Here is a 15,690-nt window from a genome sequence, read left to right as displayed (position 1 = left end):
TAAAAATATTTCGCTTATCAAGTATTGTGCCATTTTTATTAAAGCAGAAAGTTGTCAAACTGTGGTTACAGTGAATCCAAAAACACACTCACATATGTTTAAACATATATCACGCGGTTTTTTTTCTGTCCTGCTTGTGACTAGTTTGGTCGCATGCGGCAGTGGTAGTGATAGTAAAGGTGAGAAAAAAACACTAGAAACAAGCGCTTCCGAAGCAAATGTAAAGCAAGGAACCGCTGAGCAACTCTATAATAATGGTATAGATGCGATCAAAACAAAACATTACAAACTGGCGACAAAGCAGTTTGAATTGTTACAAGAAAATTTCCCATATTCTAGCTACGCTCCTAATGCACAATTGATGCAAGGATATGCTTTTTATTTACAAAACAAATATCCAGAAGCCGTCAAGCAATTAGAAACCTTTTTACAGTTACATCCTAACAGCCCCGATGCACCCTATGCATTTTATTTACGTTCCTTATGTTATTACGAACGTATTTCTGACGTAACGCGCGACCAACAAAGTACGTTAGAGGCACTGAGTGCTTTAAATGATGTGGTCAATCGCTTTCCTGGCACTTCATATGCGCGCGATGCACAATTAAAAATTGATCTTTGTCGCGACCATTTGGCGGGTAAAGAAATGTTAGTTGGTCGTTTCTATGAGCAACAAAAAAACTATGAAGCGGCAATTACACGGTTCCAACGGGTTATTTTAGACTACCAAACAACAAACCATGTTGCAGAAGCATTACACCGTTCTGTTGAGGTATATTTAAAACTTGGATTAACAGACCAAGCCCGTAAAACAGCATCCATACTTGGTTATAACTATCCTAACAGCACATGGTATCGTTACACCTATAATGATCTAAAGAAATATAATCTCGCTTCAAACCAAGCCGAAAAACCAACTGCAAAAGGGCCTGGATTCTTTAGCCGTATGTGGAATTCTATATTTTAACCATTAGTCCTAGCATTGTTTTCCCCCAATGTTAACACAACTCTCTATACGCAATGTTGTTTTAATAGAAAAACTCGATTTATTCTTTGATCGAGGTCTCACCGTTTTCACAGGGGAAACGGGTGCTGGGAAATCGATTTTGCTCGATAGTCTTGGATTGGCGCTGGGCGAAAGAGCCAGTGCTTCTTTGGTAAGAGTTGGTGCTAATCAAGCCACAGTCACGGCTTGTTTCGAAATATCCCTCACGCATCCCGTTTATAAGCAACTATCCGAACAAGGATTTGAAGATGCTGATTTAGCGGATAGCGTGCTGGTTATCCGACGAATTATTGCGTCAGATGGACGGTCACGTGCTTATATTAACGATCAACCTGTTGGGCTCAGTTTTTTAAAAGAAATCGCACAAAACCTTGTTGAAATGCAAGGTCAACATGAACAAGTTGGCTTGATGGATCCAAGAGGACATTTATCTATCTTGGATAATTTTGGTGTTTCTAAAACCTTTTTACAAAAAACACAAACTCTATATGCTAAATGGATCGAAGCAACCGCTAAGCTTTCTGCGCTGAGGGCAACCATCGAAGCCACAGCCCAAGAAGAGGAATGGTTAAGAGAATCAGTAGAAGAACTGAAACAACTTGCCCCTCAAGCTAATGAAGAGCTCGACCTTGTTGAAAAACGTAAAAATCTACAACAAGATGAACGTCGTCAAGAAGCCCTAACTTCAGCTTTAACGATCCTCTCCCCTCAAGATCGTCGTGCATTCCAACCTGCTCAAGCTCTACTCAATGCCAGCAAATCTTTACAAAAATTGCTTCCTTCTAGTTTCGATGAGCAGACTTCACTCAGTTCAACCGACCAAGCTGTACAAGAAGCATTAGAAGCCATTATTCGTGCAGAAGAAGCTTTGGGTGAAGCAGAAAATATTCTAAATCACATTGTTAATGATATTCAACTCGATCCACAGCATCTGGATGATATTGAAGAACGTCTTTTTACTCTGCGTGCTGCGGGGCGAAAATACAGTGTTAATATTGATGAGCTTTCAAATTTATTACAAGATTTTGAAACCCGTTTAATCAATCTTGACCTTGGAAACCATCAAATACAAGAACTTGAACAAGAAGTTGCAAACTGTCGAACAGCATATGAAGATATTGCAGAAAAATTATCTGCTGATCGACAAAAAATCGCTAAGAAACTTGAAACAGCCATCACGCAAGAATTAACTCCGTTAAAATTAGATCGTGCAAAATTCTTTGTTTCAATAACACCCTTATCAAATGAAGCTTGGAACCAAACAGGCAAAGACCAAATTCAATTTTTAATTGCCGCCAATCCTGGTGTTCCCCCTGCCCCATTAAATAAAGCTGCTTCAGGTGGCGAGTTATCTCGATTATTATTGGCACTAAAAGTTGTTCTGAGCCAACAATCGACTTTGTCTGCATTGGTATTTGATGAAATCGATTCTGGTGTTGGAGGATCAACAGCATCGGCTATTGGGGATCGTTTACACCGAGTAGCGCAAAATCTACAAGTATTCGTAGTGACCCATAGCCCACAAGTTGCAGCCAGTGGTGATATTCAATTAAAAATCAGTAAAACCATTGAAAACGGGGTAACCTTAACCCATACCAAACAATTAAGTGCTGAAGAACGGCGCGAAGAGATTGCTCGTATGTTGGCGGGAAATCATGTTACCGATGCAGCTCGCGCTGCAGCAGATAGTTTATTACATAGATCAAATTAATGAATTCTTTTGAAACACCATTCTCTACGATTGCTCCTCAAGATCTTACCCTTCCTCAAGCAAAAGACGAGCTTTCTACTTTAACCGAGTTTCTGCGTCAATGTGACGATGCTTATTATAACCAAGACAACCCCGTCGCTGATGATGCAACTTATGACCAACTGCGTCGTAGACATAAAGAAATTGAAGCACGCTTTCCAGAATTGATTGAGCAAAACAGTCCTAGCCAAACAGTTGGTAGTCAGCCTACAGGTGGGCTAAAGAAAATCAAACATCGTGTCGCGATGCTTTCCTTGGACAATGTGTTTAATAGTGAAGAATTTCAAGACTTTATCAACCGTATTCAACGATATTTAGATCTTAAAGCGGATGATCTAACCCATCTTGCCTTTGTTGCAGAACCTAAAATTGATGGTCTTTCGATTAACCTCACCTATGAAAACGGTATTTTAGTTCAAGCAAGTACTCGTGGTGACGGAACAGTTGGTGAAGACGTCACTGCGAATATTAAAACGATCGCATCCTTACCCCGAAAACTGACAGGAAATGTTCCTGATATTATGGAAATCCGTGGAGAAGTCTATATTTCAAAAGAGGACTTCTTGAAACTGAATCAAGAGCAAGAACAAGCCAATAAACGCTTATTCGCAAATCCACGTAATGCTGCCGCAGGGTCGTTGCGTCAACTTGATCCAGAGGTCACGCGCGCACGTCCTTTGTCTTTATTTGTTTATGCCCAAGGCTATTCCAGTCAGTCCATCGCCAGCACACATGATCTTTTCCTACAACAATTAAAAACATGGGGATTCGATGTGAATCCTTTGTATCAAGTTGTTAAAAATGCTGATGAGGCGGAGGCCTTTCAACAAGAATTAATGACGAAACGTTCTGGGCTGCCATATGATATTGATGGTATTGTTTATAAAGTGAACAACATTAATCTCCAAGAACGTCTTGGCTTTATTGGACGTTCGCCTCGTTGGGCAACGGCATGGAAATTTCCTGCGGAACAAGCGATTACCCGTCTAAAGAAAATTGATATTCAAGTCGGCAGAACTGGTGCCCTGACACCAGTGGCATTATTAGAGCCGATTAATGTCGGAGGTGTGATTGTCACCAGAGCCACCTTGCATAATGAAGATGAGATTCTACGTAAAGATGTGCGTGAAAATGATCGTGTGATTTTACAACGTGCAGGCGATGTGATCCCTCAAATCGTTGCTGTTGATCCCTCAACCTTAGAAACAGAACGCTCTGAACCTTATCAATTTCCCACACATTGTCCTGTCTGCGGTGCCAATGCTGAAAAACCTGCCAATGAAGTTGTGCGCCGCTGCACAGGCGGTCTGACTTGTAATGCACAAATTGAAGAGCGCCTCATCCATTTTTGTTCCAAAGATGCGTTTGATATTGACGGTATGGGGACAAAAACCGTTTCTGAATTTTTCCATGCAGGATTAATTCACCAACCTGCGGATATTTTTCACCTGCAAGACCATCAAGATAAAATCCTGCATTCTGAAGGATGGGCAGAGCTTTCTGTTAAAAATCTTCTCAGCGCCATTGAAAACAAAAAAACGATATCCTTTGACCGTTTTATTTATGCGCTTGGTATTCGTCGTATTGGTATTGCCACAGCCAAAATTTTGGCGAAGCACTATACATCTTATACGAACTGGTTTGAACAAATGTTAAAGGCAAGACAGGTTGGATCAGATGAACGATTAACTTTGGGCTCCATAGAAGGGATTGGCCCAGCCATAGCCGATGAATTGGTTGCCTTTGTTGCAGAAGAACATAATCAGAAAACCTTACATGATCTTGCTGCCGTTCTGAACATTCAAGATGTTGAAGCCACACAAGAAGGCGCATTAGTCGGTAAAATCCTGGTTTTTACAGGCACTTTATCCACCATGACTCGCTCTGAGGCAAAAGATATTGCAGAACGACTAGGCGCAAAAGTAACCAGCTCCGTATCCGCCAAGACCGACTTTGTTATCGAGGGTGTTGATGGTGGCAGTAAGGCACGAAAAGCCAAAGAGCTGGGTGTTCAATGTTTAAATGAAAAAGAATGGCGTGAGCTTATTGGGTATCCAACAACAGATGAAACAGAATGAAAAAACTTAACGACCAACATTTACTAGGATTTATAAAATTAATATTTTTTTTATTCATTAGTCCAATCTTAGGTGGTTTCCTTGGCACATATGTTGCTCAGAGTAATCACGACGATTATAGACGTCTACTGAGCATTTTGGGCAGTTATGAGTCCGTGGTTTTTATCAATATCATTTGCTGTTTTGTTTATTTGATGATTGCTACTCCATCTTCATTTATAATGGCATTTCTTCTTAAGTGTTTTTTCAATTTTAACTCAACTGGTACAGAGAAAACAATCATCAGTTTTTTTTTAGGAAGTTTATTTTTTATTATTTCTTTTCTGATTTTTGCATTTCTCCTTGTCTCTTTTCTTGGCACTTCTGACCCTGAAACAGAAATTTTTTCTAAAATGATTGGAAGAAGTTTGATCTTCATCGTACCATCCGTTCTTAGCGTCAAGTATTTGTATAAAAAGTCGTATGTTAATAAAAAACCTGTACGCGAATATCAAGCATCAACATCAATTGATCCATTTCAATAAAGCTTACTTTTACTTATGGAACTTTGGTAGAATCTCGTTTTCAATACGATGTAAAATTGTTTTTCCTGCATTCTGAAATGCCTCTTTACTATATCGAGATTGAATATAACCCCGAGCGTTTTTCCCATAGTCGTTGGCCTTAGCAGGATGATGAAAATACTCCACAATAGCTTCACCCAATGCTTCGGGTGAGTTCTCTTTTAACAACGTTCCTATTGGATTATTTTTCACACAAAAACGCATTTCTCCAACAGGGGTTGAAATGACAGGCAGACCCACTGCCAGAGCTTCGTGCAATGCAATACACATCCCTTCAAACGTCGATGTTTGCGTATATAAGTGCAGTGTTTTTAAATAATCCATCACATTAGTATAAAAGCCTGCCAACTCTACGTTTTTAAGCTGCAACTCTTGTATTAAATTGCGTAATTTATGTTCTTCTTCCCCTGCCCCTGCGATCGAGAAATGAATACGCTGTCCGACATCTGGATATTTCTTATTAATATAATCAATCGATTTAATCATTACATCAAAATTCTTCACTGGGTGTAAGCGACCCATACTGCCAATGTGAAAAATACCTTTGCCATCCCATACGGGCATATCAGGTAAATTTTCTAGCACTTTGAACAAAGGCCACGTCATAATACGATCCGCCGCCACATCCATACTTGTTTGTAAGAAATCAGCAACGCCATCCGAATCAGCAACCCATAACTGACTATATCTCTGTAAAAAACGAACAGCAGAGATTTTATGCGCCATTATATTGGCGCTATGTTTCCAGCTGACAACGGGAATATTACACAACTTTCCTACGATTTGCCCATCCATTGCCCCACGTGCCAATGACGTCCAAATTAAATCAGGACGGGATTTTTTAACGATTTTTAGTAAATTATAAGTCGATTTTAACCGATGATCCCCGTTCAGCGAAAGAAGTTGATAAGGAATATTACGATCCTCTAGCAATGCTGCAGTTTCCATATCTCGTGGAAGGCATGCTAATACTTTAAAATCATGACCTTGGCTGATAAAAAATTCTGCTAAATCAGGAACAATAAATTCAGCTCCACCACCTTCCAAACTTGTAATAACATAATAAATTTTCATAAAAATTATTTAACCCCTACTAATACTTACACTATATTTTGACATGTAAAATATATTAATAAATATCTCTAAACACTATATTTGTTCAAAATTCTAATAATATTTTTATAAAGACTTTAGTTTATTCACTATTCCACATTTTTCAACGACACCACTTGCATGGCAACGTTGATTAAGATGTTGCAGCTCTTCTTCAAGAATTTTTAATTTTGCGATTTTATTTTGGACATGCACAAGATGTTCTTGAATAACACTATTTATTTCGCCACAATCACGATTTTGCACATCACACGCTTCTAGAATAATTTTGATCTCTTTGTGAGACATATTTAAAGCTCTACAACGGCGTATAAAAAGCAACCTTTCCAAATGGGTATTATCATAATATCGATAATTATTGGCTTGCTCCCTTAATGGTAGAGGTAATAATTTTTCTTTTTCATAATAACGAATAGTTTCAACCGAGCAGCTTGCTTGACGTGCTAGTTCACTAATTTTCATTTTCGTCTCTTTTACGATTGACCTTATAGTTACTTCAGGGTGTTGAATAGCCATCATGTTAATTGAGTTATAGGATAAAATGAATGGTAAAAGATGTAAATAAGCACTGTCATTGTGATTCACATGATAATCATCAAAAACAAAAAAATAATCACAACCATAATCTTCACGATCATAACCATTCTCACGATCACACAGAAGTCAAAGAACATCAGCATGGAGATGATTGCTGTTCTTCTAAACCTCAATCTTTGACTGAACTGTCTGAATCAAAAACAATTGATGGATTTCAGCTGACGCAAATCCGCATTATGCAGATGGATTGTCCTGTTGAAGAGAACATTATACGCAAAAAACTCGGCGAAATGAAAGCGGTTAAAGAGCTTCATTTTAATTTGATACAACGCGTTCTAACCGTTACGCATCGTCCAGATGCTTTAGATTCAATTCTAGCCGTTATTCGACAATTAGATTTTGAACCTGAAATTTATAATAAAAATGACAAAAGCCCACAATCTGTCGAGCATAAAAAACAATATTGGCTATTAATCCTTGCATCTTTGGCTGCAATCTTAGCAGAGATTACACATTTCATGAAGTTCCCATGGTGGGTGCAACTGATCCTTGCGCTGATTGCTGTGGCTGCATGTGGAATAAAGACTTATAAAAAAGGTTGGATTTCTATTCGGAATTTTGATCTGAATATTAATGCGCTGATGAGTATTGCTGTGACAGGGGCTTTGATCCTTGGGCAATGGCCAGAGGCAGCAATGGTGATGGTATTATTTAACATTGCAGAGCTTATCGAAGCAAAATCTCTGGATCGTGCTCGTAACGCGATTAGCTCTCTGATGAACCTGACCCCAAATACAACAATGGTTCAGCAACAAGATGGATCGTGGCAAGAAACAGAGGTCAGCTCGGTTAAAATCAATGATATTATTAAAATCAAACCTGGTGAGCGTATTGGGCTGGACGGAATCATTACTCATGGACAAACAACCATTAATCAAGCCCCGATTACAGGGGAAAGCCTCCCTATCGATAAAAGCAAAGGCGACCAAATCTTTGCGGGGACAATTAATGAAACTGGTTTATTTGAATATAGCGTAACCTCTCTGGCGAATGATAGTACGATTGCACGTATCATTCATGCCGTAGAAGAAGCACAAGCAAACAGAGCCCCTATTCAACGTTTTGTTGATCGTTTTTCTAGGATTTATACGCCAACGGTTTTACTGATTGCCTTGATTATTGCCATTCTTCCACCAATGCTCCATTTCGGAACTTGGTCAGAGTGGATTTATAAAGCTTTGATTATGCTGGTTATTGCTTGCCCTTGCGCATTGGTGATTTCGACACCGATTACGATTGTCAGTGGTTTAACCCTTGCTGCCCGTCGAGGAATCCTTGTTAAAGGAGGTGTTTATTTAGAGTTAGGACGTCAATTAAAATACCTTGCTTTAGACAAAACAGGAACCATCACGCACGGAAAACCTATTCAAACCAATCAGGTCATTTATGGTGAACTCGATCCAAATCAAGGATTTACATTAGCAGCCAGCCTTGCCAACAACTCTAATCATCCAATATCCCAAGCTGTTGCCAAAGCTGCATCTGATTTGACTTTATACACAGTGGAACAATTTGAGGAAGTAGTCGGCAAAGGAATCAAAGGCGTTGTCCAAGGGCAAATCTATTACTTGGGGAACTTGCGGTTAACGAATGAGATTATTAGCTGTGATGAAGCAATCAAAAAACAAGTTGAACAATTTGAAAATCAAGGAAAAACAGTTATTTTACTGAATAATGGTCAACAAATTCTGGGACTATTTGCCATTGCCGACACCATCAAAGACAGTAGTCAAGAAGCAATCAATGAATTACATCAACTGGGTGTGAAGACCGTAATGTTGACAGGTGATAATGCGTCCACCGCCCAAGCGATTGCAAAAGAAGTTGGTATTGATGAAGCCAGAGGAAATCAGTTACCTCAAGATAAATATGATGTGATCGTAAAATATTCACGCCAAGGAACAACAGGAATGGTTGGAGATGGTATTAATGATGCCCCTGCCCTTGCTGCGGCAAGAATTGGGTTTGCGATGGGAAGTCTTGGAACAGATACCGCCATTGAAACCGCTGATGTTGCGTTAATGGACGATGACCTTCGTAAAATACCTGAGTTCATCCGTTTATCCAAGAGAACCCACAATGTGATTATTCAAAATATTAGCTTCGCTTTGGGGATCAAACTAGTGTTTCTTGTTTTAACGTTTATTGGCATGGGAACCATGTGGATGGCGGTTTTTGCTGATGTTGGCGCAAGTCTGTTGGTCGTTGCAAACGGATTGCGATTACTTAAAAATTAAAATTATTATTGGTTGATCCATAGATTATATTGATATGGATCAATCATTTTCCTTCATTAACCATAAGTGAATCAAAATATCCGCAAATTCTTTTGCTGTTAATGATTGTTCAATGCGTCCTGCAAAACGATTAAATTCCCATTTACCAGTAAGAACCCATTTCATCGTGTAAAAAATCAAGTTAATTATAGAAGCCATTACAACAAAAAAACCTAAAACGATATCTCTTAATCTCATCGGAAAGATAAACAGATTTTGGCTATCAAAATACCGATAAATGGCTTTCTGGTTAAGTCCCATCACCATAGTAGATCGCATCACCATTCTTTTCGCTGCCCAACCACAAATACCATATTTACCTCGATTAATAATATCAGGAGAAAATATGTTTGATTTTGATGGTAAATACTCTTCAATGATATGGTATATTTTACGATAATATTTTTCTTGTATGTCGATCGGTAACGAATGAAATCTATGTAATTGCCTATGATATTAAAGATAAATATCAATCAAAATATCTGCAAATTTTGCAATGGTTAAAAGATTATTCGGATCGTAATCATAATATTGATCAAGCGCCGTTCCTTGATAAATTAACTCAAAGGGTAGTTCAAGTGCTTCCACGCAATCAAGAATAATATTATCTAAATAGAGTTCATCAGGATCATATAACGGAATGACAAGTTGATCCGAAAATTCTTTTGCACCAAACACCAAAAGATTTTCACTAAAAATCATATATATTTTGTGTCGCAAAAGATCGTTTAGCTCTTCAGATGGGCAACAATTATCTTGCATCATGATCTTCTCATTATCAATTCAATCATTATGAATGAAACATAAACGCAGAAAAACCAAAATCAACATAGCCTTCCATCGTAATCGCCAAACACCAATGCCCTGTTAAATCAAAAAAATAATGATGTAAGGGTATAGTCTCAACAATCCATTTAATAAAAGGCAACATATCTTTTCCATTGATACAAATGCTGAAATTGAGGGCTGAATCATTCATATAATAAATTTCTGAATTATTCAAAACTACTTCTGCAACTTGAGAATCATTAATAAAATGCTCTATTTGTTCATAGGCTTGATTGTCAAAATTAATTTCACAAGTTTGATGACCAATGGACGTAAACCAATCAATTTTAGAGCCACGCCACGTAAACTGCTCGTTCAGAATACTGGCTAAATAACGCTGGCTACTTACATCATCGATAATTCTTATTTGAAATGGTAATTTCCTGAGTTCTCTTTTAACTGCATCATCAAGCATTTCCATAAGAATGACTTTCACTTTTTACAAATTATATTATTCTATATCAAACACTCGTTTTTAAAGGACAAAATAATGGCAAATATCAGTGAAAATCCTGTGCAAGGGTTAGTATTGGCTGAAGAATATATTGAACGTGCCAGAGCATTAGCCAAGAAGAATAAACGCACGATCCTTGCCATTGCAGGCGCGCCAGGTTCTGGGAAGTCAACGGTTGCCAGATTATTGCATGAAGCCCTCAAAGAGATTTCCATGATTGTCCCAATGGATGGTTATCATTTATCCAACAAAGAACTGGAACGCCTAGGACGCAAAGAGCGCAAAGGTGCGCCTGATACATTTGATGTATGGGGATACAAATCGCTGATTGAACGGTTGAAAAATCAACAAGAAAACGAAATTATTTATGCACCTGAATTTTATCGAACCATAGAGGAACCGATTGCTGGATCTATTCCTGTGTTTGAAGATATTCCTTTGATTATTACCGAAGGCAATTACCTTTTATTATCCCAAGGGAAATGGCAGACATTAGCATCCATATTTGATGAACGTTGGTTTGTAACGGCCCCTGTTGCAGAGCGTCAACAACGTTTAATTGATCGTCACTGTTATTTTGGGCGTTCCGAAGAAGATGCCAAAGCATGGGTAGCGCATACGGATGAACCCAATGCTCAACTGATCGAACAACATAAGCAAAATGTTGATTTAGATATTGAGTGGAGAAATATTTAAAGTAAACAAGCCTGCACAACTTCCTCATTCGAAAGCCATAATATAATGACAGAGCAACGCCCACCTTTACCTCCTTTTACTTTTGAAACTGCTTGCCAAAAAGTGCGTCTCGCTGAAAACGCGTGGAATAACCAAGCTCCAGAAAAAGTTGCCTTGGCTTACACGATTGACAGTCAGTGGCGTAATCGCTCTGCATTTATCAATGGACGACAAGAAATCGTCCAATTTTTAACCCAAAAATGGCAAACAGAGTTAGAGTATCGATTAATCAAGGAGTTATGGGCTTATACACATAATAAAATAGCCGTTCGCTTTGCTTATGAATGGCGTAATACAGAAAATCAATGGTTTCGTTCTTATGGCAATGAAAATTGGGAATTTGATGAACATGGGCTAATGAGCAAGCGTTTTGCTTGTATCAATGATTTACCTATTAAAGAACATGAACGTAAATATTTTTGGTCTATGGGAGCAGCAAGACCTGAAGACCATGCTTCATTATCAGAGTTAGGATTATGATATTAAATCTGTAATATCCATTGTTGGGCTTGTTGCCACGTATCTACACGTGGCATTGATTCCATTCTGGGTCTTTGAATCAATAATACAGGGATCTTTAATTTTCGTGCAGCACTGATCTTTGCATACACAGTTTGTCCACCCGAATTCTTGCTGACAATACAATCAATCTGGTGCTGTTTTAAAAAAGCGATTTCATCCGCTTCATCAAAGGGTCCCTTGGCTTGGATCAACTGAGCATGACGAGGAAGATAACACTCATCAGGACGATCAACACTTCTGATCCAATAATAATGAGAAACAACACCGTTTTTGAAAGGCAATAGCTCTTTACGGCCAATTGTTACGAAAACACGTAAAGGATCTTTGCCCAATTTTAAGACTGCATCCTCTACAGTTTTTACTTCATACCAAAGATCATCTGATTCTTTTTGCCATTCAGGTCGTTCCAACCGTAAGTAAGGAATATTGGCTATCTGTGCTGCTTGATACGCATTGCTTGTAATTTGTTGAGCAAAAGGATGCGTTGCATCAACAACAGCATGAATATTATTACCTTGCATCCACTCTGCCATCTTTACTACGCCGCCAAATCCTCCTATCCTAGCTGTCACTTGTGGGGGTAAGACAGGATTTTTGGTTACACCAGCCAATGATAAGATCAGATCATAATTTACATGGTCAACGCAGGATTGAATCAAAGCTGAAGCCTCTGTCGTTCCTCCTAGTATTAAAATCTTTTTCTTCATATTGAATTGACCCCCAGATCTCGATGACATTTCCGTTTTTAAGCATTATTGGTATTGGTGAAGATGGTATCGACCGACTTTGCCCCACCGCCCAACACCGCATCCGAAATGCTAGCCTTGTCGTCGGTGGAAAACGTCATCTTGCCCATGCACACACCTTAATTCAAGGGGAAAAACAAATATGGTCAAACCCTTTGGATCATTCTATAGAAAAAATTTTGCAACATAAACCGAACTCTGTTGCTGTTTTGGCATCTGGTGATCCTTTTTGGTATGGGATTGGTCCTTTATTAACAAAAACATTAACCCGCACTGAGTGGGAAAGTTTTCCAACCATTTCTGCCTATAGTTTGGCATGCAATCATTTGGGGTGGCATGGGCAAGATATTCACACCGTTTCTTTATGCGGACGTCCTATTGAAACATTACGCCCTGCACTCATACCTTATCGACGACTACTTATCTTATCTGCCAATGAACAAACTCCTCATCATGTATATGAAAAATTCAAAGTATGGGACATCAGCTATAAGCATTTTTATATTTTAGAAGCTCTGGGTGGTTCCAGTGAAAATATATGTCATTTTACTCAAGAAGACCTGTTACCCAATAATATTCACCCATTAAATATAATTGCAGTTGAGTTGGACATATTTGCTCCTCTCCCTTTTACACATGGACGAGAGGATCATTGGTTTAAAAATGATGGGCAACTTACAAAACAACCCATTCGTTCCAATACAATATCTGCATTACAACCCTATCCTGGGGCATTATTATGGGATATTGGAACGGGCTCTGGTTCTATTGCAATTGAATGGATGCTAACACATCCTATGTGCAAAGCTATTGCTATTGAACCTAGAACCGACCGTGCCCATCGTGCTAAAGAAAATGCCTTACGACTTGGGGTTCCATCATTACAAATGGTTGAAGGAACGGCTCCTGAAATATTACATAATTTACCTCGTCCTGATGCAATTTTTATTGGTGGTGGATTAACATCGCCTACATTACTCAAAACAGTATGGAATGCATTACGCCCCTTAGGACGTTTAGTAATTAACTCTGTAACTATTGAAGGCGATATTTTACTCTTCCAAGCACAACAACAATGGGGTGGAGAGATGACACGATTACATCTCGAACATTATGAACCTTTGGGACAATATCATGGCTTTAAACCTGCTCGAGCCATTACGCAATATGTTGTTCAGAAGCCTTAGGGGATATAAGAATATAATCGTAATGCAAGTATTATTTATTAAATCAAAACAAATCATTGGATTGTTATTCGCTATATTTTTTTTCTTCGCTTATCAAAGCAAAGCTCAAAATGTTACCACAGACAATAATAATCTGCTTAGTTTATCGATTATCTGCCCTGGTAACCCACAATGTATTTATTCAAAAGAAAATACATTACAATTAAATATCAGCATTAAGAATAATACAAATCAAGATTTATACATTCCTTTGAAAGCAATGACGCATATAACAACATCATTCTATTTTAAAGATATTCGAGATGGTAAAGATAATATCATACCTGATCCTACATGGAACGGATCCGCAGTATTATTTAAAGAATTATCATTGCTGCCCGCTTCTGGATCACTTATTATCTCAACTCTTTACATAAACCCAGAGAATAAAGAGATAAAAAACACACCTACTAATCACATCATTTTTCATGCAAAAACAATAACGCCTGTTTATCTCTACAATTCATACAAACCAATTGATTCTTATCAAAATGTAAATTTGAACTTAAACAATTTACGTTAGAAGCAGAACAAATTATTATAAAAAAATAAGCATATTTCTAAAATATATTTTGTCTAAATTTAGATTAAAAAAGATGCAAACAATTATTTCAAACAATTCTATCAAAAAAAATTCTCTCCCTATAAAACCTGTCATTGTTGGTATGGGATTTTCAAAAAAAATATCTGCTGTTGAGCTAATCCAAACCTTAGAAACATTTTTTAAACAACATCAATATCAAGCAACGGATATTGCTCTTCCCACATTTAAACAACATGATCAAAATACTATTGACTTAATCACCCTATCAACGCTCCCCATACATTTTATTAACCAAGAAAAATTACTTAATTTACAACATCAATGCAGTAGCTTTTCAGAAATTTCTTATCGTCATACTGGCCTTGGTGCCGTGGCAGAGGCTTGTGCTTTGGCACTTATGTATAAAAATGGGCGTTTACTGATTCCTAAAATGATTTATAACAAGATTAGTTTTTCCATAGCAATCAAAGGAGACCCTTTATGACCGTTCATTTTATTGGTGCTGGCCCTGGGGCTGTGGATTTATTAACATTACGAGGACATAAACTCCTATCTGAATGTCCGATTTGTTTATATGCGGGCTCTATTGTCCCCAAAGAAATGCTAGATTTTTGCCCACCTAAGGCGACATTAATTGATACGGCCCCGTTGAATCTTGATCAAATCGAAGCCGAATATGTCAAAGCCCACCGAGCAGGCAAAGATATTGCCCGTCTTCATTCCGGAGATCTATCCGTTTATAGTGCTGTATCCGAACAAATTAGGCGTTTAAAAAAACATAATATTCCTTATACGCTAACTCCTGGCGTGCCTGCTTTTGCAGCCGCGGCCGCTTTGATAGAAAAAGAACTGACTATTCCAGAAATTGCACAATCTGTTGTCCTCACTCGTATTTCAGGGCGAGCTTCCACTATGCCAGAAAATGAAAAACTAGAGATCTTTGCGACAACGGGATGCACACTTCTTTTACACCTCGCCATTCATCGTTTAGAGGAAATTGTTGAACGCCTCATCCCTTTTTATGGAACAGATTGTCCTATAGTGATTGCAGCCAGAGTAACATGGGAAAATGAACAAATCTTAAAAGGAACCCTCGGCACGATTATTGAACAATTCAACCAACAACCCGTTGAACGCACCGCCTTGATTATGGTTGGCCCTGCCCTACATGATACACAAGCAACCGAAAGTGCATTATATAATGTGGAGTATCAACGACGATTTAAAAATACTTATTGAAAATGTTATCAAA

The 15,690-nt window shown here is 38.3% G+C and carries 17 protein-coding genes; 10 read left to right on the top strand and 7 right to left on the bottom strand.

The window, feature by feature from the left end; genetic code table 11:
- The first annotated feature begins 136 nt into the window (after positions 1 to 136).
- The 3 genes from PQG54_RS00470 to ligA are packed head-to-tail and all read left to right on the top strand — an operon-like array spanning position 137 to position 4,834.
- Complete coding sequence (locus PQG54_RS00470; protein WP_370866886.1) at positions 137 to 967, top strand: outer membrane protein assembly factor BamD; 831 nt, start codon at positions 137 to 139, stop codon at positions 965 to 967.
- A gap of 28 nt (positions 968 to 995) precedes the next feature.
- Positions 996 to 2,717, top strand: a complete 1,722-nt coding sequence (gene recN / locus PQG54_RS00465) for a DNA repair protein RecN (protein WP_271789425.1) — start codon at positions 996 to 998, stop codon at positions 2,715 to 2,717.
- Complete coding sequence (ligA, locus tag PQG54_RS00460; protein ID WP_271789426.1) at positions 2,717 to 4,834, top strand: NAD-dependent DNA ligase LigA; 2,118 nt, start codon at positions 2,717 to 2,719, stop codon at positions 4,832 to 4,834. The genes recN and ligA overlap by 1 nt, the downstream gene beginning before the upstream one ends.
- A gap of 187 nt (positions 4,835 to 5,021) precedes the next feature.
- Here ligA and PQG54_RS00455 read toward each other — a convergent pair whose 3' ends face one another.
- From PQG54_RS00455 to PQG54_RS00445, 3 genes are all read right to left on the bottom strand, one after another.
- Positions 5,022 to 5,252 carry a hypothetical protein gene (locus tag PQG54_RS00455; RefSeq protein ID WP_271789427.1) on the bottom strand — a complete coding sequence of 77 codons (231 nt, stop codon included), beginning with the start codon at positions 5,250 to 5,252 and terminating at the stop codon, positions 5,022 to 5,024.
- 115 nt (positions 5,253 to 5,367) lie between these two features.
- The gene (locus tag PQG54_RS00450) at positions 5,368 to 6,471 is read right to left on the bottom strand and encodes a glycosyltransferase (protein ID WP_271789428.1); all 1,104 of its coding nucleotides are present in this window, start codon (positions 6,469 to 6,471) and stop codon (positions 5,368 to 5,370) included.
- Positions 6,472 to 6,576: 105 nt separating this feature from the next.
- Positions 6,577 to 6,972: a Cd(II)/Pb(II)-responsive transcriptional regulator gene (locus tag PQG54_RS00445; protein WP_271789429.1), complete on the bottom strand. Its 396-nt coding sequence runs from the start codon at positions 6,970 to 6,972 to the stop codon at positions 6,577 to 6,579.
- An 83-nt stretch (positions 6,973 to 7,055) separates the two neighbouring features.
- Between PQG54_RS00445 and PQG54_RS00440 the strand changes: the two genes are divergently transcribed.
- A complete protein-coding gene (locus PQG54_RS00440; RefSeq protein ID WP_271789430.1) occupies positions 7,056 to 9,344 on the top strand; it encodes a heavy metal translocating P-type ATPase in 2,289 nt (762 codons plus the stop codon).
- Between the two features lie 39 nt (positions 9,345 to 9,383).
- Here PQG54_RS00440 and PQG54_RS00435 read toward each other — a convergent pair whose 3' ends face one another.
- The 3 genes from PQG54_RS00435 to PQG54_RS00425 form a co-directional block, all read right to left on the bottom strand.
- Entirely contained in the window at positions 9,384 to 9,668 is a 285-nt protein-coding gene (locus PQG54_RS00435; protein ID WP_271789431.1) for a hypothetical protein, read from the bottom strand.
- Between the two features lie 171 nt (positions 9,669 to 9,839).
- Positions 9,840 to 10,148, bottom strand: a complete 309-nt coding sequence (locus tag PQG54_RS00430; RefSeq protein WP_271789432.1) for a hypothetical protein — start codon at positions 10,146 to 10,148, stop codon at positions 9,840 to 9,842.
- Positions 10,149 to 10,173: 25 nt separating this feature from the next.
- Positions 10,174 to 10,632 (bottom strand): hypothetical protein, encoded by a 459-nt coding sequence (locus tag PQG54_RS00425; protein ID WP_271789433.1) that lies wholly within the window; start codon positions 10,630 to 10,632, stop codon positions 10,174 to 10,176.
- Positions 10,633 to 10,701: 69 nt separating this feature from the next.
- Here PQG54_RS00425 and PQG54_RS00420 point away from each other — a divergent pair, with 69 nt between their 5' ends.
- The gene (locus tag PQG54_RS00420; RefSeq protein WP_271789434.1) at positions 10,702 to 11,361 is read left to right on the top strand and encodes a nucleoside/nucleotide kinase family protein; all 660 of its coding nucleotides are present in this window, start codon (positions 10,702 to 10,704) and stop codon (positions 11,359 to 11,361) included.
- Positions 11,362 to 11,406: 45 nt separating this feature from the next.
- A complete protein-coding gene (locus PQG54_RS00415) occupies positions 11,407 to 11,880 on the top strand; it encodes a nuclear transport factor 2 family protein (RefSeq protein ID WP_271789435.1) in 474 nt (157 codons plus the stop codon).
- Positions 11,881 to 11,882: 2 nt separating this feature from the next.
- Here the strand turns inward: PQG54_RS00415 and PQG54_RS00410 are convergent, their stop codons facing one another.
- Positions 11,883 to 12,629 carry a cobalt-precorrin-6A reductase gene (locus tag PQG54_RS00410; protein ID WP_271789436.1) on the bottom strand — a complete coding sequence of 249 codons (747 nt, stop codon included), beginning with the start codon at positions 12,627 to 12,629 and terminating at the stop codon, positions 11,883 to 11,885.
- A gap of 23 nt (positions 12,630 to 12,652) precedes the next feature.
- Between PQG54_RS00410 and cbiE the strand changes: the two genes are divergently transcribed.
- The 4 genes from cbiE (at position 12,653) to cobM (ending at position 15,677) form a co-directional block, all read left to right on the top strand.
- On the top strand, positions 12,653 to 13,855 hold the full coding sequence (gene cbiE, locus PQG54_RS00405) for a precorrin-6y C5,15-methyltransferase (decarboxylating) subunit CbiE (RefSeq protein ID WP_271789437.1): 1,203 nt from the start codon (positions 12,653 to 12,655) through the stop codon (positions 13,853 to 13,855).
- 22 nt (positions 13,856 to 13,877) lie between these two features.
- A complete protein-coding gene (locus PQG54_RS00400) occupies positions 13,878 to 14,417 on the top strand; it encodes a hypothetical protein (protein WP_271789438.1) in 540 nt (179 codons plus the stop codon).
- A gap of 73 nt (positions 14,418 to 14,490) precedes the next feature.
- The gene (locus PQG54_RS00395) at positions 14,491 to 14,922 is read left to right on the top strand and encodes a cobalamin biosynthesis protein (protein WP_271789439.1); all 432 of its coding nucleotides are present in this window, start codon (positions 14,491 to 14,493) and stop codon (positions 14,920 to 14,922) included.
- On the top strand, positions 14,919 to 15,677 hold the full coding sequence (gene cobM / locus PQG54_RS00390) for a precorrin-4 C(11)-methyltransferase (RefSeq protein WP_271789440.1): 759 nt from the start codon (positions 14,919 to 14,921) through the stop codon (positions 15,675 to 15,677). Before PQG54_RS00395 ends, cobM begins: the two co-directional genes overlap by 4 nt.
- Positions 15,678 to 15,690 lie beyond the last annotated feature (13 nt).

The organism is Commensalibacter communis, from assembly GCF_947179015.1.
Classification (GTDB): Bacteria; Pseudomonadota; Alphaproteobacteria; order Acetobacterales; family Acetobacteraceae; genus Commensalibacter; species Commensalibacter communis.
The sequence above is the reverse complement of the archived record's forward strand: the minus strand, read 5'-3'. Positions and strand labels throughout refer to the sequence as shown.